The organism is Streptomyces nidicola (assembly GCF_050106155.1).
Classification (GTDB): Bacteria; Actinomycetota; Actinomycetes; order Streptomycetales; family Streptomycetaceae; genus Streptomyces.
Genome location: NZ_JBNBPI010000001.1, coordinates 8,765,958 through 8,786,106, shown reverse-complemented (window position 1 = coordinate 8,786,106; position 20,149 = coordinate 8,765,958). Strand labels below are relative to the sequence as shown.

19 protein-coding genes are annotated in these 20,149 nt (G+C 71.7%); 8 read left to right on the top strand and 11 right to left on the bottom strand.

What is annotated here, in order from left to right:
* Nucleotides 1–73 precede the first annotated feature (73 nt).
* Nucleotides 74–1,780 carry an amidohydrolase gene (locus tag ACOKM3_RS39635; protein WP_426906135.1) on the top strand — a complete coding sequence of 569 codons (1,707 nt, stop codon included), beginning with the start codon at nucleotides 74–76 and terminating at the stop codon, nucleotides 1,778–1,780.
* A gap of 40 nt (nucleotides 1,781–1,820) precedes the next feature.
* On the opposite strand, the gene ACOKM3_RS39630 is transcribed toward ACOKM3_RS39635, so the two are convergent.
* On the bottom strand, nucleotides 1,821–2,702 hold the full coding sequence (locus tag ACOKM3_RS39630; RefSeq protein ID WP_426906134.1) for a LysR family transcriptional regulator: 882 nt from the start codon (nucleotides 2,700–2,702) through the stop codon (nucleotides 1,821–1,823).
* A 125-nt stretch (nucleotides 2,703–2,827) separates the two neighbouring features.
* On the opposite strand from ACOKM3_RS39630, the gene ACOKM3_RS39625 reads away from it, so the two are divergent.
* Nucleotides 2,828–3,193 carry a YybH family protein gene (locus ACOKM3_RS39625; RefSeq protein ID WP_426906133.1) on the top strand — a complete coding sequence of 122 codons (366 nt, stop codon included), beginning with the start codon at nucleotides 2,828–2,830 and terminating at the stop codon, nucleotides 3,191–3,193.
* An 8-nt stretch (nucleotides 3,194–3,201) separates the two neighbouring features.
* Here the strand turns inward: ACOKM3_RS39625 and ACOKM3_RS39620 are convergent, their stop codons facing one another.
* Together ACOKM3_RS39620 and ACOKM3_RS39615 are read right to left on the bottom strand one after the other, a co-directional pair.
* Nucleotides 3,202–3,999 carry a hypothetical protein gene (locus ACOKM3_RS39620; RefSeq protein WP_426906132.1) on the bottom strand — a complete coding sequence of 266 codons (798 nt, stop codon included), beginning with the start codon at nucleotides 3,997–3,999 and terminating at the stop codon, nucleotides 3,202–3,204.
* Nucleotides 4,000–4,118: 119 nt separating this feature from the next.
* On the bottom strand, nucleotides 4,119–4,748 hold the full coding sequence (locus tag ACOKM3_RS39615; RefSeq protein ID WP_426906131.1) for a TetR/AcrR family transcriptional regulator: 630 nt from the start codon (nucleotides 4,746–4,748) through the stop codon (nucleotides 4,119–4,121).
* A gap of 87 nt (nucleotides 4,749–4,835) precedes the next feature.
* Between ACOKM3_RS39615 and ACOKM3_RS39610 the strand changes: the two genes are divergently transcribed.
* Nucleotides 4,836–5,822, top strand: a complete 987-nt coding sequence (locus ACOKM3_RS39610) for a zinc-dependent alcohol dehydrogenase family protein (protein ID WP_426906130.1) — start codon at nucleotides 4,836–4,838, stop codon at nucleotides 5,820–5,822.
* A 29-nt stretch (nucleotides 5,823–5,851) separates the two neighbouring features.
* On the opposite strand, the gene ACOKM3_RS39605 is transcribed toward ACOKM3_RS39610, so the two are convergent.
* The gene (locus ACOKM3_RS39605; RefSeq protein ID WP_426906129.1) at nucleotides 5,852–6,598 is read right to left on the bottom strand and encodes an IclR family transcriptional regulator; all 747 of its coding nucleotides are present in this window, start codon (nucleotides 6,596–6,598) and stop codon (nucleotides 5,852–5,854) included.
* A 123-nt stretch (nucleotides 6,599–6,721) separates the two neighbouring features.
* On the opposite strand from ACOKM3_RS39605, the gene ACOKM3_RS39600 reads away from it, so the two are divergent.
* Nucleotides 6,722–7,417 carry a type 1 glutamine amidotransferase domain-containing protein gene (locus ACOKM3_RS39600; protein ID WP_426906128.1) on the top strand — a complete coding sequence of 232 codons (696 nt, stop codon included), beginning with the start codon at nucleotides 6,722–6,724 and terminating at the stop codon, nucleotides 7,415–7,417.
* Between the two features lie 92 nt (nucleotides 7,418–7,509).
* Nucleotides 7,510–8,127 (top strand): histidine phosphatase family protein, encoded by a 618-nt coding sequence (locus ACOKM3_RS39595; protein ID WP_426906127.1) that lies wholly within the window; start codon nucleotides 7,510–7,512, stop codon nucleotides 8,125–8,127.
* A gap of 21 nt (nucleotides 8,128–8,148) precedes the next feature.
* Here the strand turns inward: ACOKM3_RS39595 and ACOKM3_RS39590 are convergent, their stop codons facing one another.
* The 3 genes from ACOKM3_RS39590 to ACOKM3_RS39580 all read right to left on the bottom strand — a co-directional run bounded on the left by ACOKM3_RS39590 (nucleotide 8,149) and on the right by ACOKM3_RS39580 (nucleotide 10,964).
* Complete coding sequence (locus ACOKM3_RS39590; RefSeq protein WP_426906126.1) at nucleotides 8,149–8,979, bottom strand: aldo/keto reductase; 831 nt, start codon at nucleotides 8,977–8,979, stop codon at nucleotides 8,149–8,151.
* A gap of 147 nt (nucleotides 8,980–9,126) precedes the next feature.
* The gene (locus ACOKM3_RS39585; protein WP_426906125.1) at nucleotides 9,127–10,236 is read right to left on the bottom strand and encodes a pyridoxal-phosphate dependent enzyme; all 1,110 of its coding nucleotides are present in this window, start codon (nucleotides 10,234–10,236) and stop codon (nucleotides 9,127–9,129) included.
* 83 nt (nucleotides 10,237–10,319) lie between these two features.
* Entirely contained in the window at nucleotides 10,320–10,964 is a 645-nt protein-coding gene (locus ACOKM3_RS39580; RefSeq protein ID WP_426907008.1) for a hypothetical protein, read from the bottom strand.
* 223 nt (nucleotides 10,965–11,187) lie between these two features.
* Here ACOKM3_RS39580 and ACOKM3_RS39575 point away from each other — a divergent pair, with 223 nt between their 5' ends.
* Nucleotides 11,188–12,984, top strand: coding sequence for a DUF4091 domain-containing protein (locus ACOKM3_RS39575; RefSeq protein ID WP_426906124.1), 1,797 nt, complete (start codon nucleotides 11,188–11,190; stop codon nucleotides 12,982–12,984).
* Nucleotides 12,981–16,157 carry an alpha-N-acetylglucosaminidase TIM-barrel domain-containing protein gene (locus tag ACOKM3_RS39570; protein WP_426906123.1) on the top strand — a complete coding sequence of 1,059 codons (3,177 nt, stop codon included), beginning with the start codon at nucleotides 12,981–12,983 and terminating at the stop codon, nucleotides 16,155–16,157. The genes ACOKM3_RS39575 and ACOKM3_RS39570 overlap by 4 nt, the downstream gene beginning before the upstream one ends.
* Before the next feature lie 124 nt (nucleotides 16,158–16,281).
* Here ACOKM3_RS39570 and ACOKM3_RS39565 read toward each other — a convergent pair whose 3' ends face one another.
* From ACOKM3_RS39565 to ACOKM3_RS39550, 4 genes are read right to left on the bottom strand one after another with little or no spacing between them, the layout of a single operon-like run.
* Nucleotides 16,282–17,295 (bottom strand): LLM class flavin-dependent oxidoreductase, encoded by a 1,014-nt coding sequence (locus ACOKM3_RS39565; RefSeq protein ID WP_426906122.1) that lies wholly within the window; start codon nucleotides 17,293–17,295, stop codon nucleotides 16,282–16,284.
* Nucleotides 17,292–17,627 carry a TIGR04076 family protein gene (locus tag ACOKM3_RS39560; RefSeq protein WP_327659260.1) on the bottom strand — a complete coding sequence of 112 codons (336 nt, stop codon included), beginning with the start codon at nucleotides 17,625–17,627 and terminating at the stop codon, nucleotides 17,292–17,294. The genes ACOKM3_RS39565 and ACOKM3_RS39560 overlap by 4 nt, the downstream gene beginning before the upstream one ends.
* Nucleotides 17,624–19,150, bottom strand: coding sequence for a sodium:solute symporter family protein (locus ACOKM3_RS39555; RefSeq protein ID WP_426906121.1), 1,527 nt, complete (start codon nucleotides 19,148–19,150; stop codon nucleotides 17,624–17,626). Before ACOKM3_RS39555 ends, ACOKM3_RS39560 begins: the two co-directional genes overlap by 4 nt.
* Nucleotides 19,147–19,428, bottom strand: a complete 282-nt coding sequence (locus ACOKM3_RS39550; RefSeq protein ID WP_426906120.1) for a DUF3311 domain-containing protein — start codon at nucleotides 19,426–19,428, stop codon at nucleotides 19,147–19,149. The genes ACOKM3_RS39555 and ACOKM3_RS39550 overlap by 4 nt, the downstream gene beginning before the upstream one ends.
* A gap of 162 nt (nucleotides 19,429–19,590) precedes the next feature.
* On the opposite strand from ACOKM3_RS39550, the gene ACOKM3_RS39545 reads away from it, so the two are divergent.
* Nucleotides 19,591–20,127 (top strand): helix-turn-helix domain-containing protein, encoded by a 537-nt coding sequence (locus ACOKM3_RS39545; protein ID WP_426906119.1) that lies wholly within the window; start codon nucleotides 19,591–19,593, stop codon nucleotides 20,125–20,127.
* Nucleotides 20,128–20,149 lie beyond the last annotated feature (22 nt).

Below are 20,149 nucleotides of genomic sequence, written 5' to 3'. Positions count from 1 at the left end.
CCTGGCCGCAAGCCTTTTCGCGAGGAGCCGCCGAATGTGTGAGTCCTGCTGTCCCACGCCGCGTACACCCCGTATGAGCCGCGCGCAGTTCCTCCAGCTGGCCGGTGCCGGGGCCGCCGCGATGGCCGTGTCCGGCACGTTCGCCGGGGCCGCCTCCGCCGCTTCCCGGCCGGCGAAGGCCGAGCGGCCGGGGCCGCTGCTCGTCGACAACGTGCGCGGCTACACGCTCGCGCGCGGCAGGCTGCGCAGATTCTCCCGGATGCTGCTCACACCCGAGGGGCGTGTCGCCGCGCTCGACATCGGCGCGACCCCCAAGGGCATACGCCGCCTCGACGGACACGGCCGCGTCCTGCTGCCCGGACTGCACGACGCGCACGGTCACTTGTGGGGGCTCGGCGCCCTCGCCGTGGAGCTGAACCTCGTCGGGACCCGTTCCCTGAAGGAGGCCATGGACCGGCTCGCCGCGTACGACACCGCGCACCCCGACGACCCGTGGATTTTCGGCCGGGGCTGGAACGAGGTCGTGTGGGGGCTCGGCCGGCTGCCCAATGCCGCCGATCTGGACCCGGTCGTGGACGACCGGCCGGTGTGGCTGGGGCGGGTGGACGGGCACGCCGGTGTCGCCAACTCCGCGGCGCTGAAGGCCGTCGGCATCACCGCCGACACCCCCGACCCCGACGGCGGGCGCATCGTGCGCGACGGCGCGGGCAATCCGACCGGTGTCCTCATCGACGCCGCGCAGGCGCTCGTGGAGGGCAAGCTTCCCGAGCCCACCCTGGAGGACGTACGGGCCCGTGCGCTCGCCGCGCAGAAGCAGCTCGGCGGCGTGGGCATGACGTCCGTGTCGGAGGCGGGCACGGACGCGAGCGGAGTCGTCGTGCTGCGGCAGCTCGCGGACGAGGGTGCGCTGACCATCCGCGTGAACGCCTTCCTCTCCTACAAGGCGTTCACCGACATCGGCGCGGACGCCCGCACCGACTCCTACGCCGACGACATGATCCGCATCCGTACCGTGAAGCAGTACATCGACGGCGCGCTCGGCAGCCACGGCGCCGCGCTCCTCGCGCCGTACGCCGACGACCCGGACTCCAGCGGGCTGCTCCAGGTGGAGCCGGAGGAGTTGCAGCGCCGCGTCGAGCAAGTGGTGCGCGGCGGCTACCAGTCGGCGGTGCACGCCATCGGCGACCGCGGCAACCGTGTCGTCCTGGACGCGTACGAGCAGACGTTCCGGCGCGTCGGCGACGCCGGGATGCGGCACCGTATCGAGCATGCGCAGGTGCTCTCGCCCGAGGACATCCCGCGGCTTCGCAGGCTCGGCATCATCGCGTCGATGCAGCCGGTGCACGCCACCGACGACATGAACATGGCCGAGGACCGGATCGGGCCCGAACGCATCAAGGGCGCCTACGCCTGGCGCACCCTCATCGACCAGGGCACGCACCTGCCCTCGGGCTCGGACTTCCCCGTCTCGTCCGAGAACCCCTTCGACGGCCTGCACGCCGCCGTCACCCGCACCGACCGGGACGGGAAGCCGTCCGGCGGCTGGTACCCGGAGCAGGCCATGACGCCGGTGGAGGCGCTGCGTTCGTACACGGTGGAGCCCGCGCACGCGGCGCACCAGGAACATGTCCTCGGCACGCTGGAGCCGGGCAAGTGGGGCGACTTCGTCCTCACCGACACGGACCCGTTCGACCTGCCGTCCGGCCGGGCGGTGTGGCAGACGAAGGTGCTGCAGACGTGGGTCGCGGGGAAGCGGGTCGGCGAGTACGGCGAGCTGTGACGCGCGGCGGCGTCACGGGCGTACGAACGCGCGGCGGGCCTCACGGTCGTACGAACGCCCGCCGCGCGTGGCCCAGGAGTTCGCGCAGTGCCGGGTTGTGCGCCCGCTTCCAGACCAGGGCGAGCAGCGCCGGAGTGTCGACGTCGTCGATGGTGCGGGCGGTGAGCCCGTCGGGGTGATCCGCGACCATCGACTCGCTCAGGACGGCGACGCCGAGGCCGCGGTCGGCGAGGGCGGCGATGGAGTCCGCGGCACTGGCCTGCAGCGCGATCGTGGGGTGCAGGCCCTGCGCGGCGCAGGCCCGGTCGAACACCGTGCGCAGGCCGGTGCCGGGCGGCATGCAGACGATCGGGTGGGACATCAAGTCCTGCAGTACGACGCGTTGTTGCTCGGCCAGCGGGTGCCCGGCCGGGACCGCCACGACGAGTCGTTCGTCGATGATGGTCAGCGAGTCGAGTCCGTCGGGGGTGCTGTGCGCGGCGCCGATGAGCGCCAGGTCGACATCGCCTGCGCGCACTCCCTCGACGAGCCGGTCGGAGCCGTCCTCCAGGAGCGAGAGCTCGACGCCCGGGTGCGCCTCGTGGAACGCGGCGAGGGCGTCGAACAGCGGGGTGATGGTGCAGCCGATGACCATGCCGACGGTGAGCCGCCCCCTGATCAGTTCGGACACCTCGGCCACCGCCCGGCCGATGGTCCCGGCCGCGGCGAGGGTGGCGCGGGCGTGTTCGAGCGCGGCCTTGCCCGCGACGGTGAGCGTGACGGTGCGGGACGAGCGGTCGAACAGCTCCGCCCCGAGCTCACGCTCCAGCTGCCGGATCTGCGCGCTGACGCCGGACTGGCTGATGTGCACCCGCTCGGCGGCGCGCGTGAAGTTCTGCTCCTCGGCGACCGCGACGAAGTACTCGAGCTGCCTCATCTCCATGGCACCCATTGTCCATGACCGCAGCTTCTGGTTTCCAGCAGAAGCATCTGTTGGACTTCTGGTCGGCAGCCCGCGACGCTGGAAGCACCAAGCCAGGAACGGTGACCAGCGCCAGGAGGAATCCCATGTCGGAGTACGAGAAGGCCATGCGCCCCGAGGACATCACCCGCCTGTTCGTCGAGCGGTCCAACGCGGGCGACGCGGCCGGCGTCGCCGCGCTCTACGAAGAGAACGCGGTGCTGGCCTACCCGCCCGGCCAGGAGACGGTCGGGCGGGAGGCGATCCGCGTGCTGTGGGAGAAGGTGCTGGCGAACCGCCCCCACTTCGAGCCGGAGCAGCCGCTGCCGACGCTGGTCAGCGGTGACATCGCGCTGACGTCGACCCCGCCGAAGGACGGGACGGGGGCCCGTGCCCAGGTCGTGCGCCGACAGCCGGACGGAAGCTGGCTGCGCCTCCTCGACCAGCCCGAGTTCGCACCCCCGACGAGCTGAACGGACCGTCAGCCGAGCTTCGCGATCTGCTTCTCGATGACGTCGGTCGGCTGCGCGTAGGACTCGCCGCGGGTGACCGCCGCGATGTTGAACGACGAGAACCCGGCGAGCGTGCCGCCGACCCGTACGACGGCGACCTTGGTGTCGGCGGGCGTGCCGTCCTCCTTCGTCCCGACGGTCCACGCGACGGCGTCGTCACCGACCGCGAGCTTCTCGCTCTTGACACCGGTGACCTGCATCTTCTCGCCGTCCGTCGTCATGGAGAAGCCCGCCGCACACTTCTTGCCCGCCGCCCGCAGCGCGTCGAGGGCACGCTGCGCGCCGTCCCCGTCGTACGACCAGAGGGCGGTCATGGTCTTGGTGATGTCGAGGGAGTCGATCGTCGCGTCCTTCGCCTCCTGCTCACTCATGTCCGCGAGCTCGTCCATCGAGGGCATGCCCTTCTTGGCCTTCGCGGACTCGTGCACGGCGAGCCGCCGCACGCTCGCCTCGGGGTCGGCCGAGGGCAGCGACGAGAGGACATGACCCACCGGGTCGCACGCGGCCTTGCCGACGGAGACGGTGCCGGGCGCGAAGACATCCTTCTTGCCCGGCTCGGTGATCTTCTGCCCCTTCACGTCCCCCTGCACGAGCACCCGCTTCTCCAACTGCGCGGCGGTGAGCGCCTTCACCGCGGCCGGCGAGGCACTCGCCTTCGCGTCCGCCGCGTCACCGCCGCCCTGCCCCGCACCGCAGGCGGTGACGACGAGCGAACAAGCGGCGGCGGATACGGCCAGGGCGGTGCGACGGACAGCAGTGGAACGCATGGTGCGTGGTGCCTCTCTCGGTGCCTGCTCCGCGCCGGTCGCGGCACGGAGTTGTCGCACACATGACCACCAAGATCGGTTAAAGGTTGTACGACGCCTCGCGTTCCCAGCACTGAGGCCTACACGGAGAGCAGCGGCACCAGTCGCGCCACCGGCGGCAGTTCGTCGTGCCGCTCCGGGGAGGCCGAGAAGGCCTGGATCACGAGGGCAGCGAAGCGGCGGGAGGCGGCGACGCGGGCGGACGTCGACGCGACCTGGATGCCTTTGTTGGCCATGAGCATCAGGATCAGGTCGTCCAGCACGAAGTCGGGGCGCAGATGCCCGGCGTCCTTGGCGCGGCGGGCGAGCTCAGCGATGACCTTCAGCGTGTACGCACGGTTCTCGGCGAAGTCCAGGGCCTCGGGGAAGGCCGACATGAACGCCTCGGTGAAGCCGCGGTCGCGGGCGTGCATCTCGCAGGTCGTCTCGACGACACGGCAGAACCCGCGCCATGGATCCGGGTCGGCGAACGCTTCGTCCACGAGCCCGCGGCACACCCGCATCTCCTCCGCGAAGGCCGCCGTCACCAGGTCCTGCTTGGTCGGGAAGCGGCGGTAGAGGGTGGCGGGGCCGACCCCGGCGCGGCGGGCGATCTCCCGCATCGGCACGTTCAGGCCGTCGGCGGCGAACACGGCGCGGGCCGCGTCGAGGATGCGTTCGCGGTTGTCGAGGGCGTCGGAGCGCAGCGTCTGAGGCAAACGTTCGGTCACCTCTCTCACTTTACTCAAACGGACGGGGGCGTCCGTTAACGTCCGAAAGCCTCACCCCGAGACACCCGAGACACCCGAGGAGTCCCCGTGAAGGCCATTGCGATCCAGGAATTCGGACGCCCCGAGGGCATGGCGGTCGTCGACCTGCCGGCCCCGGCCCCCGCCGCCGGGCAGGTACTGATCGCCACGGAGGCGATCGGCGTCGGCGGGGTCGACGCCCTGATCCGCAGCGGCGCCCTCGCCTCGTACGGCTTGTTCCAGGAGGGCCATGTGCCCGGCAGCGAGGTGGCGGGCACCGTGACCGCGGTAGGCGCCGGCGTGGACACCTCGTGGGTGGGCCGGCGCGTCTGGGCGTTCACCGGCACGGGCGGCGGCTACGTCGAGCAGACCGTCGCCGCCGTGGACGCGGTCCTCCCCCTGCCCGCGGAGCTGTCCGCCGCCGACGCGGTGACCCTCGGCACCTCCGCCGTGCTCGCGCACTTCGCCCTGCGCCACGCCCACTTCGCCCCCGGCGAGTCCGTGCTGGTGCGCGGCGCGGCCGGCAGCCTGGGCATCCCGACCGTGCAGCTCGCGGCGCGCGGCGGGGCGAGCGCGGTGGCGGTCACGACCTCGTCGGCGAAGCGCGGCGAACGCCTGCGCAAGCTGGGCGCGACCCACGTACTGGACCGCACCGGCGCCCCCATCGGCGCCGATGCCGATGCCGATGCCGATGCCGATGCCCCCGAGGGGTACGACGTCATCATCGACATCATCGGCGGACCGGACATGACCTCGTTCCTCGACCGCCTCAACCCCAACGGCCGCCTGGTGGCGGTCGGCATGATCGCGGGGCCTCCGCCCGCGGACCTCGCCGCGCACATGACGACCGCGTTCCAGAAGTCGATGTCGTTCGCCACCTTCAGCACCGCCACGGTGCCCGAGGCCGCTCAACGCGCCCTGCGCACCGAGCTGTTCGCCGGAGAGATCGCCCTGGATCCGGTGGTGCACGCAGTGCTCCCGCTGGAACAGGCCGTGCGGGCACACCAGTTGATGGACTCCGGTGAGGCCTTCGGCCGGATCGTGCTCGTGCCGTAGGGCGACAGGCCCCGGGGCCTTCGGCCGGCTCAGCGCGCCAGCGCCCTGCCGATCTCCCCCGCCGCATCCATGACCTGGGCCGCGAGATCCGCCCGGGCGTGGCCCGCCTCGGTCAGGCGGCGGGTGGGGCCCGCGATGCTGATGGCGCCGACCGTACGGCCGGAGGCGGCGCGGAGCGGGGCGCCGATCGCGGCCCTGCCGTCCGCGTGCTCGTCGACGGCGGCGGCCCAGCCCCGGCGGCGTATCTCGTACAACTCGGCGGCCAGGGCGGCACGTTCGGTGATGCTGCGGTCGGTGAAGGCCGGGAGCTTCTCGGGTACGTCCAGGTCGTGGTCGAAGGCGAGCAGCGTCTTGCCCACGGCCGAGGCGTGCAGCGGCAAGTAGGCGCCCATGCGCAGGACTTGGGCGCTGTCGTCGGGGCGGAAGACGTGGTGGACGACGAGGGCCCCGTCCTCGTGCGGGGTGGCGATCCAGACCGATTCGCCGCTGCGCGCGGCGAGCGTGTCGGCGCTGTGCAGGGAGCGGGCGCGCAGCTCGTTCGTGTCGAGGTCGCCGTTGCTCAGGTGGAGCAGCGAGGCGCCGATCCGGTACTTGCCGGTGGCCGGCTCCCGTTCCACCAGGCCCGCCGCGACCAGCGTGCCGAGGATGCCGTCCAGGGACTCCTGGGGCAGCCCCATCGCCCGGGCCAGCTCCGCCACCCCGAACGCCCGGCGTCCGGACGCGAGCAGCCGCAGGACCAGCGCCGCCCGCTCCACCGACTGGATCCGCTCTGCCACGCGGGCACGGTAGCCCACCGTTGGTCGGCCGTGGCCCGCGGGCCTACCTTCGTAGACGTCAAGACATCACCGGACCGACGATTCCCGACGTTTCCCGACGATTCCCGCGGAGATGAGCACCCCATGTCGAAGATCCTTTTCGTGGTGACCGGCGCCGACCACTGGACTCTGGCCGACGGCAGCCACCACCCCACCGGGTTCTGGGCCGAGGAGGCCATCGCCCCGTACGACGCGTTCAAGGCGGCGGGGCACGAGATCGTCGTGGCGACGCCGGGCGGCGTCGTCCCCACCGTCGACGCGGGCAGCCTCGCGCCCGAGTTCAACGACGGCCAGGAGAACGCCGCCCGGATGGCCGCCGCCGTGTCCTCGAACGCCGAGCTGGCCTCCCCCGTCAAGCTGGAGGAGGTGGACCTGGACGACTACGCCGCCGTCTTCTACCCCGGCGGCCACGGCCCGATGGAGGACCTGGCCGTCAACGCCGAATCCGGCGCTCTGCTCACCCGCGCCCTGGAGTCGGGCAAGCCGCTCGGTGTCGTCTGCCACGCGCCCGCGGCGATGCTGGCGGCCACGAAGGCCGACGGCGGCAACGCGTTCGCCGGCTACGACGTCGCCGCGTTCACCAACGTCGAGGAGGCCCAGGCCGGCTTCGCCGACAAGGCACGGTGGCTGCTCCAGGACCGGCTCACGGAGGCCGGTGTGAACGTCCGGGTCGGCGAGCCGTGGGCGCCGCACGTGATCGTCGACCGCAACCTGGTCACCGGGCAGAACCCGGCCTCCGCAGCCCCGCTCGCGGCCGAACTGCTGGAAAAGCTGGCCTGATCACCGATAAAGGCTGGCCTGACCACCGATGTTCCCCACGGATGACACAGTGGACCCAAGCGTTCCGTTCGTCTCGTGGAGGTTCCCCCCGCATGCGTCTGCTGCTCATACGTCACGGCCAGACCCCGTCCAACCTCAAGCGGCTCCTGGACTCAGCGGCGCCGGGCCCCGGCCTGACGCCGCTCGGTCTGGAGCAGGCGGAGGCGCTCCCCCGGACGCTGGCCGACGAGCGGATCGACGCCCTGTACGCCTCCACCCTGATCCGCACGCAGCTCACCGCCGAGCCGCTGTCCAAGGCGACGGGTCTCGACGTCGTGATCCGGGACGGGATCCGTGAGATCGCGGCGGGTGACCTGGAGATGCGCGGCGACGACGAGTCCGCGCAGAAGTACCTCAACACCGCCTTCGCCTGGTCCTCCGGCGACACCGCGCTCCGGATGCCCGGCGGCGAGACCGGCGAGGAGACGCTCGACCGCTTCGACGCCGTGGTCGCCGAGGCGGCCGGAACGGGCGCGGACACCGTGGCCATGGTCAGCCACGGTGCCGTGATCCGGACGTGGACAGCCGCGCGGGCGGGCAACGTGGATGTCGCCTTCGTCGCCGCCCACCCGCTGCCCAACACGGGCATCGTCACCCTCTCCGGCTCGCCGGAGCAGGGCTGGGAGCTCGAGCTGTGGGAGGGTCGACCGCTCCGGCCGCTCGGTCAGTGAGCCCCGCCGGGCCCGGCTTCCTCAGGAGCCGAGGACGGCCGGGTCCGGGCCCACGCGCTCGCCCGTTTCCAGGCCTGCGAGCGCGGCCATGTCGTCCGCGGCCAGCTCGAAGTCGAAGACGGCGATGTTCTCGCGGATGCGGGACGGGGTCACCGACTTCGGGATGACGACGTTGCCGAGCTGGAGGTGCCAGCGCAGCACGATCTGCGCGGGGCTGCGGTCGTACTTGCGGGCGAGCGCGGTGACGATCTCGTCGTCCAGGACGCCGTTGCCGCGGCCCAGCGGGGACCACGCCTCCGTCGCGATGCCGTGCTTCGCGTCGTACGCGCGCAGCTCGCTCTGCTGCAGGCGCGGGTGCAGCTCGATCTGGTTGAGGGCCGGGACGACGGAGGTCTCGGCGGCGAGCCGGTCCAGGTGCTCGGGCAGGAAGTTGGAGACGCCGATGGCCCGGGCCCGGCCACTGGCGAGGATCTCCTCGAACGCCTGCCACGTCTCGACGTACTTGTCGCGCGACGGCACCGGCCAGTGGATCAGGTACAGGTCGACGTAGTCCATGCCGAGCCGGTCCAGCGAGGCGTCGAACGCGCGCAGCGCGGTGTCCCTGCCCTGCTCGGTGTTCCACAGCTTCGTGGTGACGAAGACGTCCTCACGGGCCAGACCGTAGTCGGCGATGGCGCGGCCGGTGCCCTTCTCGTTCTCGTACAGGGCCGCCGTGTCGATGCTGCGGTAGCCGGCGTCGAGGGCGCTCGTGACCGCGGCGTGCGCCTCGTCGTCGGGGACCTGGAAGACGCCGAAGCCGAGCTGCGGCATGGTCACGCCGTTGTTGAGGGTGACCTCGGGAGTGGTGCTCATGACTCGTGTGTCCTTACGTGGTGACTCAAGTCCGGTGTCTCGTCATGTCTCGTGATACAGGCGCACGTCGCTGGAGGCGCACGTCGCTGAAGGCGCACGCCCGCCCTCTCCAACGTACGTCTCTTCGGTACGGATGGTTCACGGCCGTCAGGGCGTCCCGTGCGGGTTCGCGGTGCTGCCCTCCGTACTCAGCAGGACGACGACCGACGCCGGGCCGAGGCCCAGTGCGGCGCGCCGTTCGTCGGCGCCCGTGCCGGTGAGGGCCGCGCTCAGGCCGGCGAGGGGTGCGGCGCCGCAGGGTCCCGAGGACACGCCGAGGTCGGCGAGGCGGGCGGCGGCGCGGGCGCTGTCGGTGTCCCGGACGGCGACCGCCGCGTCGAGGCCCGCGTGCAGGTACGGCCAGGCGAGCGTGGAGGGTGTGCCGCAGTTCAGGCCGGCCATGGTGGTGTCTCCCGTGGTGACGCCGACGGGTTCGCCGCGGGTGAGGCTTTCGAGGACGCAGGCCGCGGACTCCGGCTCCACGGAGAGCAGCGCGGGCGCACGCCCCGAGGGGCGGCTGCGGTAGTGCGTGACCACGGCCTGGGCCAGCGACCCGACCCCCACCGGCACGACGACGAGGTCCGGTCCCTCCGCGCCCGCTCGGCCCACTCGGCCCGCCAACTGCTCGTCCACCTCGGCGCAGAGCGTGGAGTAGCCCTCGACGATCCACCCCGGGATCCGCTCGTAGCCGGGCCACGCGGTGTCCTGGACCAGAACCGCGTCCGGCGCCGCGGCCATCTCCGCCGCGCGTCGCACCGCCTCGTCGTACGTCCCCCGCACCTCGGTGACCTGCGCGCCTTCCGCGACGATGGCCGCCACGGCGCCCGGGTGCACGCCCCGCGGTACGAGCACGTGGGCGCGCTGCCCGAACAGCCGGGCCGTGCGGGCGAGGGCCCGGCCGTGGTTGCCGTCGGTGGCGGTCACGAGGGTGACCGGGCCCCGCACCTCGGCGAGCACCCGATGAACGGCCCAGGACACACCCAACGCCTTGAACGCGGGCAGCCCGAGACGACTCGACTCGTCCTTGACGAAGACTCGGCCGACCCCGAAGTCCTGGGCCAGTTCCGGTAGTTCGGTCAACGGTGTCGGCGCGTACTCGGGCAACGCGGTATGGAATGCGCGCACATCGGCGGATGCGGGCTCACAGCGCCAGGCGCGGGCGCCGGACCGTACGGTCCACGGCAGCGGGTCACGAGGGAAGTCAGGTTTCTCGCTCACAAGATCAGCGTGCAGCCCTCCCTGGCCATCGGTCCAGCGAATGTTGTCGACAGGAACTCATCGGCAGAACCATGCGCAAGGCGCTAGCCCTGCACCCAGACCCGTAGCGGGCCGATCGTCTCGAAGCCGTGGCGGAGGGCAACCGCGAGGTCGTCGCCCTGCTCGTAGCCGACCACCGGCAGACCGGGGAACAGCCGGTGCGCCACGTCCAGCACCCCGGGCCACGCCGAGTCCGGGCCGCCGTCCGTCGCGAAGACGTTGGAGACTCCGACGACTTGGCGGCCATCGTCACCACTCACGCTCGCGACCGCTCCGGCGACCACACGCCCACCGGGGTCCCGCCCCGCGAGCACGAACGTGGCAGCGTCGTCGAGGAGTTCGGGCCGAAAGTGGCGCGTGTCGCCCCAGGCCTCCGCCCAGGACCGCAGCGCCTTCGCGTCGTCCACGACGCCCCAGGCGGGCGTCGGCGCCAGGGCGGGCGCGCCCGCCGGGCGGTGGATCCACCGGGCCTCGAACAGCACCTGGAAGCCGGCATCCGTCAGGTCGAGGTCGGCGAAGCTGTCCTTGACGGAGGCGCCGGGTGCCGCGGTGTCGATGCGGGCCGTCACGGCGGCCGGGTCGGCGCCCGGCGCGAGCGTCACCGCGTCCGGGTAGTACACCGGAGTGCGGGCGGGGGCGGTCCAGGCCTCTTCCCCGAACTCGCCCGCCACACCGTGCGATCGGCTCATCGCGGCGCACCACTCCGCGTTGTTGCGGGCGGCGGCCCGGGCCAGGAGTTGCTTCTGCGTCGACGTCGTCACAAGAGCGGATCATGGCGCGGTCGAGGACGACAGTCGAGTGCTTTTCCGTTGACACGCTGACGTTTTGTGCTCAAACATTGGGCGAATCAAGCAAGCTCTTGCACTTTGGACAGCGCTCAGTCCGGTTCCACTCGAACAAAGGACGTGAAACGTGCGCACTTCACCCCAGAGGCCGGGAAGTGCCGTCTGGCTCACCGCCAAGGTCGCCGAGGCGATGGGGACCCGGGACACCATCACGTGGGTACCGACAGGGGCCTTCGCGAGCTCCGCGGAGGTGCGGGTGCCGCGGTATCCCATGGAGGCGATCCAGGGAAAGGACACCAAGGAGCTGACGTTGTCGGCAGTGCGGGGTGAGCAGGTCTCCGCGCAGCTCGCCATCGCCTCCGGCACACCGCTCAGCGGCGTGTCCGCCCGGGTCGGTGAACTCACGGGACCGGGCGGCGTCCGGCTCGGTGGGGACGCGGGCCGGCGCGCCCAGGTGCGGTTCGTGAAGTACGTGCCCGTGCAGCGCTCCAAGTCCGAGCTGGACTGGTCCGCCACGATCGACCAGGTGAGCTCGCCCACCGAGGTGTCCGGCGACCGAAGCCCGGACGTCGTGGGCGACGCGCTGGAAGAACGGTCGGCCGTCGACGTTCCCGCGTACGCCGCGCAGCCGTTGTGGTTCACCTTCCGCATCCCGCACGGCACTCCCGCCGGGACGTACAAGGGCTCCGTCGCCGTCACCGCGAACGGGAGGACCCAGGTCACGTACCCGCTGACCATCGAGGTCGCGGACGTGAGCCTGCCCGATCCGGCCGACTACCGGTTCTTCCTGGACGTCTGGGCACAGCCGGACACCATCGCGAAGGCGCACCACGTCGCGCCGTGGTCGGAGGAGCACTGGAAGCTCATCGACACGTACAACCGCGACTTGGCGAGCCGCGGGCAGAAGGTCATCAACACGACCATCGTCGACAACCCCTGGCACTACCCGTGGCCGGGGAACAGCCGGAAGTCGCAGACGGCCACCCCGTACTCCAGCATGGTCGGCTGGAGTTGGGACGGCGACCGGTTCCGCTTCGACTTCGAACGCTGGGACAGGTACGTCACCGCCGCCGAGCGCGCCGGGCTCGGCCCGGACATCGGCGCGTTCTCCATGCTGGCCTTCCAGGGCGAGGAACACCTGACGTACGTCGACGAGCGCACCGGCAAGGAGGTCTACGAGAACGTCGAGTTGGGCGGCGACCGGTGGCGGGAGGCGTGGGGCGCGTTCCTGCGCGCGTTCGAGGACCATCTGCAAGGCACCGGACGCCTCGACCACACGTGGCTGTCCTTCGACGAGCGGCCCGTGGAGACGATGAAGGTCGTACGGGACTTCGTGCACGAGGTGGCGCCCGCCTTCGACCGGCGGATCTCGGTCGCCGGGTCCATCAGCACGGAGTCCCTCGCCTCGAACCTCTCCGTCGACTGGGGCGGCATCGACGAGCTGACCCCGGATAAGGTCGCGCGGCGCCGCGAGGACGGCAAGATCACCACGTTCTACGTGTACGGGGTGCCGGACCACCCCAACACGTTCTCGTACTCACCCGCGGTCGAGGCCCGGATGCTGCCGTGGATCTCGGCACAGCGGCAGCTCGACGGGCTGCTGCGCTGGTCGTGGAACAGCTGGACCTCCGACCCGTTCGGGCAGCCGGTGCACGTCTTCACCCAGGGCGACGAGTATCTCGTCTATCCGGGGGACGACGGGCCGATGTCGAGCATCCGATGGGAACAGCTCAAGGAAGGGATCGAGGACTTCGAGCTGATCGCGCAGGCGCGGGAGAAGCTCGCGGGCTCCGGGAGCGGTGGTGACAGCGAAGCGCTGCGGGCCGCCCTCGACCTCGCGACCAGGAACCTCGACGGCCGTACCAAGGACGTCACCGACATCGAGAAGGCCAGAGCGGCCGTCATCCGGGAGTTGACCTCGTGACCCGACCCTCACCGCAGCAGCCGAACCGGCCCCGCCCGAGCCGCAGACGGCTGCTGTCGAGCACGGCGATCGTGCTGGGTGTCACGGCCCTGCCCACACCGGGCGGGGCCGCCTTCGCGGCACCCGGCGGCAGTGCGGGATCCGGCGGCAGCGCGGGCTTCGACACCGGGCCCGCCGACGCTGCGCTGCGCCGGCTGCTCCCCCACCACCACGGCCAGGTCACCTTCCGCCCGTCGAGCGGCGGGGGCGCGGCCGACCGGTTCCGGGTCTCCGGCTCCCGCGGGCACATCGTGGTCGAGGGCTCGACCCCGGCCGTCCTCCTCGCCGGTCTGCACCGCTATCTGCGCAATGTCGCGCACGCCTCCGTCACCTGGAACGGCGAACAGCTGAACCTTCCAAAACAACTTCCCGCGCCCACCGGTGAGTTGACGGCATCGGCGAACGTCTCCCACCGCTTCGCCCTGAACGACACCAACGACGGCTACACCGGCCCCTACCGCGACTGGGACGCCTGGCAGCGCGAACTGGATGTGCTCGCGCTGCACGGCTTCAACGAGGTCCTCGTGACGACCGGCGTGGAGGCCGCCTACTTCGACACGTTCCGGCGGTTCGGGTACTCCGAGTCCGAGCTGTTGGCGTGGATCCCGGCTCCGGCACACCAACCGTGGTGGCTGCTGCAGAACATGTCCGGCTTCGCTGGCCCGATCAGCCGCCGCCTGCTGGAGCGGCGCGCCGACCTCGGGCGCAAAATCGCCGACCGCGTACGGGAATTGGGCATGACGGCGGTACTGCCGGGCTGGTTCGGCACCGTGCCCGACGGCTTCCCCGAGCGGGTCGACGGGGCGAAGGTCGTCCCGCAGGGCACCTGGAGCGGATTCAAGCGCCCCGACTGGCTCGACCCGCGCACCGGGGCCTTCGCCGAGGTGGGCGCCGAGTTCTACGCCCGGCTCGACACGCGGCTCGGCGGCACCTCCATGTACAAGATGGATCTGCTGCACGAGGGCGGCCGGCCCGGCGACGTGCCGGTCGGCGAGGCCGCGCGCGCCGTCGAGACGGCCCTGCGCACGGCCCACCCCGAGGCCGTGTGGGCGATCCTCGGCTGGCAGACGAATCCGCGCCGCGAGATCCTCGACGCGGTGGACCGCTCGCGCATGCTGATCGTCGACGGTCTGTCCGACCGGTACGCCACGGTGACCGACCGGGAGAGCGACTGGGGCGACACCCCGTACACGTACGGCAGCATCTGGAACTTCGGCGGGCACACCGCGCTCGGGGCCAACACCCCGGACTGGGTGGAGAGTTACCCGCGCTGGCGGGACAAGGACGGCAGCCGGCTGGCCGGGATCGCCGCGATGCCGGAGGGGGCCGACAACAACCCCGCGGCGCTCGCGCTGCTCGGCGACCTCGCGTGGACGGCGGGCAGTGTCGACCTGGACGACTGGTTCGCGCGGTGGGCGGCCTCCCGGTACGGCGGCGCCGACCGGCATGCGGCCGCGGCCTGGCGGGTGCTGCGCGAGACGGCGTACGGGATGCGCCGCACCGACTCCTGGAGCGAGGCACCCGACGGCCTGTTCGGGGCCCGGCCTGCGCTGAACGTACAGTCGGCCGCCGCGTGGAGCCCGAAGGGCGAGCGCTACGACACGGCCGCCTTCGACCGCGCCCTCACCGAACTCCTCGCCGTCGACGCGGAGTTGCGGGGAAGCTCTGCCTACCGGTACGACCTGCTCGACGTCGCCCGGCAGGTGCTCGCCAACCGCAGCCGGGTGCTGCTGCCGCAGATCAGGGCGGCGTACGAGGTCCGTGACACCGCGCTTTTCGGGCAGCTGACGCGGACGTGGCTCGACTGGATGAAGCTCCTCGACGACGCGCTGGCCACTTCGGAGCAGCATCTGCTGGGCCGCTGGCTCGCCGAGGCCCGCGCCTGGGGAGCCGACCGCGCGGAACAGGACCAACTGGAGTACGACGCCCGGTCGATCGTCACGACCTGGGGCGACCGGGCAGGCAGCGACGCGGGGCTGCGCGACTACGCGAACCGGGAGTGGGCGGGCCTCGTCTCCGGCCTGTACTTCCCTCGCTGGCGCAGGTACTTCACCGAGCTGGCGGCCGCGCTCGCCGAGGACCGGGAGCCCGCTGACATCGACTGGTTCGCGATGGACGATAAGTGGGCGCACGAGCACGAGACGTACCCGGAGCGCCCCTCGGGGTCCATCGAGCGGCTCGCACGCCGCATCCACGACACCCTCGCCAACACCGCGCACCAGGCCACGCTGACCGCCTCCGCCGCGCACGCCGCCGTCTCCCCGGACGAGCCGGTCACGGTCGAGGTCGCGTTCACCAACCGCAACGGCCTCGCGCCGGCGCGGGACGTCACCCTCTCGCTCGCCCTGCCCGACGGGCTGACCGCCCACGCGGAAGGCCCGGTCGCCGCGGCTTCGGTGGCTCCCGGCGAGTCCTTCACGGCACGCTTCAGGGTGTCCCTGACGGGCGCGGCGGACGGGCTCGTGCTCCGGGTGCGCGCCGACGCCACGTACCGGATGGGCACCGCGCGCGGCACGGCGGTCGACGCGGTCCGGCTCCTGGCGGGCACCGGGGTCAAGGCCCCGTACCGGACGGTGTCCTTCAACGACGCGGTGTTCGGCCAGTCCGGCGAGGCCTTCGCCATCGAGGGCGGCGGCACCGATCTGTGGGGCGGCACGAACGAGTTCGGCGCGATCTACCGCCCGGGGGCTCTGGCGGACGGCTCCTCCGCCTCGGTCCGGGTCACCGCCCAGGACCGCACGGGCGGTTGGGCACGCGCGGGCCTCATCGTCCGCAACGACCTCACCGCCAAGGGCAGTTCGGGATACATCAACCTCGCGGTCACCCCGTCCAACGGGTGCGCACTCTCCTGGGACGCCGACGGCAACGGCCGCCTCGACACCGTCACGACGGCGGGCGGCTCGGTGACCGCACCGGTACGACTGCGTCTGACCCGCCAAGGCGCCACGTACAAGGGCGAGTTCAGCACGGACGGCACCACCTGGACGACGGTCGGCACGGCGGCCCCGGCGGGGGTCGTGGGCGGTGGGCAGGACGTGGGGGTGTTCATGAGTGCGGCGAATGGTGGGAGCGGAGAGCGGGGAATCGTGACGTTCGAGGAGCTGCAGGCCCCATCAAGCCCCTCGGACGATTGAGGAGCGGGCCCATCAAGCCCCGCCGACGATTAAGGACCAGGGCCCTTCAAGCCCCTCCGGCGATTGAGGAGCGGGGTCCGGGGCAGAGCCCCGAGACCTCGACGCCGACGGCCGGTACAGTCCGTCACCGGTCCAGGAGCGGCAGCACCCTCGTACCCAGAAGGTCGACCCCACCGTCGTCCGTGAGGCCGTGCGGTGTCCCGAACTCCACGCGGGACGCGCCCGCGTCGATGAGCAACTGGGCCTGCGCCGCGACCTGTTCGGGCGTGCCGGAGAAGGCGAACAGGTCCAGGAGGTCGTCCGGGATCAGCTTCCCGGCGCCGACCGAGTCGCCGCGGGCCAGCCGCTCCTTGACGCCCGCAAGGAGCCCGGCGGGGACGTCGACCGTCGGGTCGAGATCGGCCACCACCGCGAGGTACATCGCGACCTCGGTACGGGCGTGGGCCCGCGCCCGCGCCCCGTCCTCGTCCACGACGGTCACCGCGCCGACCACGATGCCCACGTGGTCCGCCGGATCGGCGTCGGGCCCGCCCGTGATCCGGCGGCGCATCACGTCGACCATGGCGGGGTTCGCCGAACCGCCGATCTTGATCTCCCCCGCGATGCGCCCGGCGAGGGCCGCCGTGCGCGCACCCCACGTGCCGATCAGCACGGGGACGTCGGGGCGCTCCGGCCGGTAGCGGAGACGCGTGCCCGGAGCAAGCCGGAACACCTCACCCTCGTAGCCCTCCTCCGAGCCGGAGAGCAGCGCGCGGATCAGTCCCACCGCGTCCCGGATGTGCGCCAGCGGCCTCGGCTGCCCGATACCGACGTCGCCCAGCCATGTGCCGCGGGCCAGACCCAGGTACGCACGCCCGGACGAGGTCAGGTCGAGCGCGGCGACCTGGCCGGCGATCTCGTACGGATGCATCGAGTACGGGTTCCAGCAGGCGGCGCCGAGCCGTACGCGGCTCGTCGCGCGGGCCATCTCGAGCAGCGGGAAGAGCGGCGGCTGGTACATCAGGTCGCCGAACACGGAGAGCACGTCGAAGCCGTGGTCCTCGGCGCGGGCGGCGAGCCGGGCGTAGTCGCCGGGCTGCTTGTCGCTCTGCAGGCCGAGCCCGATCTCGACCTTCGCCGCGGCGGTCGTAGCGGTCACGTCAGGTCCTCCGTGTTCAAGCGGCACCGTGCCGTGCGGTCGATGCGCATGATCAGTCGTTCTTCGGGGTCGGGGCAGCACACGAGCGTGTCCCGTTCGAGCCAGTCACCGGCGGGAAGCGCCCGCTGTTTGGCCGGAAGGAGAGGGAGCACCGCCTGCAGCGCGTAGACGCAGAAGTGGCGTCCTTCGGGGATGCGCAGGCGGGCGCTGTCGACGAGTTCGAAGTAGTCGCCGACCGCCATCCCGCAGACGGAGCGCCCCTCGATGCGGTCGACGGTCACACGCAAGTCGTAGAGCTCGGTGACCAGTTCCTCGGCTTCGTTCTCGGTCATGCGATCCCCGTCCTCGTACTCTCCGCCGGTGGCTTGCAGTCCTCCGCCGAAACGGCCAGGCCCACTGCCACGGCCTCCTCCTCCGGCCTCGGCGTGATCAGGCTGACGGCCAGCACCACCACGGCATTGATCACCATGGCGATGAGGCCCGGTTCCCATTCGGGCAGGTGCGCGGCCCAGTAGTCCTTGGCGAACGGGGCGAGCAGCGCGGTGAAGCCTGCGACGAGGCCGAGCAGGACGCCGATCGCGGACGTGCGGCGCCACAGGAAGGCGAGGACGACGGCAGGGGCGAGCATGCCGATGGCCGAGTAGGCGTTCAGCAGGATGTCGACGAGGGACTGGCTGCGTCCGATGGTCAGCCACACGGCGACCGCGGCGAAGCCGATCATCGACAGGCGGGAGACGAGCAGTGTGGTGCGGTCCGACAGACCGCTGCGCGTCACGGTGCCGACCACGTTGCGGGCGAACAGGACGCCGGACGTGAGCAGCAGTACGGAGCCGGGCGCGAGCGCGAGCAGGAATCCGGTGCCTGCGACGAGGCCGACCACCCAGGCCGGGTAACTGTCCGAAACGAACTGCAGCAGCGCCGCGTTGAGGTCACCGCCCGCCGGCTTCGTCCCCGCGACGAGGGCCGCGAAGCCGAGCAGGATCACGAAGAAGTACGCCAGGGAGTACAGCGGCTGCCAGATGGCGTTGCGGCGGATCGCGGTGCCCGACGCGGCCGAGTAGGAGACCTGGAACAGGTGCGGGAACACCCAGTTGCCGAGCGCCACGTTCAGCGCCGACGTCATCAGCCAGGTCGACGTGGTCGGGGACGCGGGGTCGATGCCGGGGAACTTCCCGATGCCCGGGTGCTGTTCCTCGGCGAGTCGGAAGACGTCGAAGAGGGACGAGGCCCCGACCTTGCTCGCCACCGTGACCGTCAGCAGCACGACGACCACGACCATGAGGACGTCCTTGACGCCCGCGGAGAACGCGGCCGAGCGCAGCCCGGCGAGGAAGACGAAGGCCAGCATCACCACCGCGCCGATGACGACGGCCGCGTTCGGCGACACCGAACTCCCCAGCGTGAGCCGCACGATGAGGCTGAGGCTGACCAGTTGGATCTGTACGTAGACGACGAGGGCGGCGATGCCGACGAGCGCGGTGACGACGCCGAGCCAGGGCGCACCGAAGCGGGCGGTGAAGAAGTCGGCCTGGGTGATCAGCGCGTGCTTGCGGCCGGCCCGCCAGATCTTCGGCATGAGCCAGTAGCCGATGGCGTAGCTGAGGGAGACCGAAGTGAAGGCGAGGTAGGCGGGGGCGCCCATGGCCCACGCGTATCCGGAGATGCCGAGGACGGCGAAGGTCGTGTACACCTCTCCGGCGTTCATGAACCAGAACAGGACCGTGCCGAAGCGGCGTCCGCCAACGGCCCAGCCCGACAGGGTGGTGGCCGGGGCGCCGCTGCTCGCGCGGCGGCCGAAGCCGATCGCGCCGACGACGGTGCCCACGACGATGGCGAGCACGAGGGCGAGCGTCACGTCTCCTCACCGGCCTTCGACTCGGCGGGCCGCGCGGTGAGTTCGAGGAACCGGGCCTCCTCCTCGTCCACACCCGCCCTGCGGTCGAGGCGGAAGACGAGGGCGATGACGGCGGTCGACGCCAGGACGCCGAGCATCTGCCAGAGCATCGGGAACGGGATGTTCAGCGGCGCGAACCGCACCCCGTTGACCACGGGCACGAGCGCGACCTGCCACACGAACGGGAGGACGAGCAGCCAGCGGTGGGCCGTGGGCGGCCTCGGGACCGTCGATGCCATCGCATCTCCCAGGAGTCGGAACGGGGGCTGGGCACCTCCCGCGTGCAGTCTGGCTGCACACGGGAGGGCGATCCGAGACGCTAAGCTCCGGAAAGACAATCGTCAACGCGCGTTCACAGTACGAGATGTGCATTGTTGTGCACTCAGCCTGTACGGAGGATCATGATCGGCACCCGGTTGCGGGCACTGCGCACGGAGCGCGGTCTGAGTCTGCGCGCCCTCGCCCAGCAGGCCGGCCTCTCGGCGACGCTCCTGAGCCAGGTGGAACGCGGCGTGACGGAACCGAGTCTGGCCACGCTGCGGCGGCTCGCCGACGTGTTCGGCGCCTCGGTGGTCGCCCTGTTCGACGAGGAGGACGTCCCCGCGGTCCACATCAGCCGGCCCGGTGAGCGCTCCACCATCAGCGGCCCGCGCGGCCTGGTCCGGTACGAGCGCCTCGCCGGGAGCAACGGCCGCCTGGAGGTGCTCCGCGCGATCCTCCCGCCGGGCTCGGCCACGAGCGACGAACCGTGGGCCCATCCCTCCACGGAGTGCGCCTACGTCATCGACGGCGCGCTGACCGTGGAGATCACGGGTGTCATCCACACGGTGACCGCGCAGGAGTCCATCACCTTCGACGCCCGCCAGCCCCACCTCTACCGCAACGCGGCGGACGGCCCGGTGGAGTACATCGTGTCGGTCACTCCCCCGTCGCCGTAGGCACGGAGGCGGGAGACGGCGC

What these genes read in the sequence shown, in the direction of transcription:
- ACOKM3_RS39635 (WP_426906135.1), top strand. Translation starts at nt 74, where the DNA reads ATGAGCCGCGCGCAGTTCCTCCAGCTGGCCGGTGCCGGGGCCGCCGCG.
- ACOKM3_RS39630 (WP_426906134.1), bottom strand. Translation starts at nt 2,702, where the DNA reads ATGGAGATGAGGCAGCTCGAGTACTTCGTCGCGGTCGCCGAGGAGCAG.
- ACOKM3_RS39625 (WP_426906133.1), top strand. Translation starts at nt 2,828, where the DNA reads ATGTCGGAGTACGAGAAGGCCATGCGCCCCGAGGACATCACCCGCCTG.
- ACOKM3_RS39620 (WP_426906132.1), bottom strand. Translation starts at nt 3,999, where the DNA reads ATGCGTTCCACTGCTGTCCGTCGCACCGCCCTGGCCGTATCCGCCGCC.
- ACOKM3_RS39600 (WP_426906128.1), top strand. Translation starts at nt 6,722, where the DNA reads ATGTCGAAGATCCTTTTCGTGGTGACCGGCGCCGACCACTGGACTCTG.
- ACOKM3_RS39595 (WP_426906127.1), top strand. Translation starts at nt 7,510, where the DNA reads ATGCGTCTGCTGCTCATACGTCACGGCCAGACCCCGTCCAACCTCAAG.
- ACOKM3_RS39590 (WP_426906126.1), bottom strand. Translation starts at nt 8,979, where the DNA reads ATGAGCACCACTCCCGAGGTCACCCTCAACAACGGCGTGACCATGCCG.
- ACOKM3_RS39580 (WP_426907008.1), bottom strand. Translation starts at nt 10,964, where the DNA reads ATGAGCCGATCGCACGGTGTGGCGGGCGAGTTCGGGGAAGAGGCCTGG.
- ACOKM3_RS39560 (WP_327659260.1), bottom strand. Translation starts at nt 17,627, where the DNA reads ATGACCGAGAACGAAGCCGAGGAACTGGTCACCGAGCTCTACGACTTG.
- ACOKM3_RS39550 (WP_426906120.1), bottom strand. Translation starts at nt 19,428, where the DNA reads ATGGCATCGACGGTCCCGAGGCCGCCCACGGCCCACCGCTGGCTGCTC.
- ACOKM3_RS39545 (WP_426906119.1), top strand. Translation starts at nt 19,591, where the DNA reads ATGATCGGCACCCGGTTGCGGGCACTGCGCACGGAGCGCGGTCTGAGT.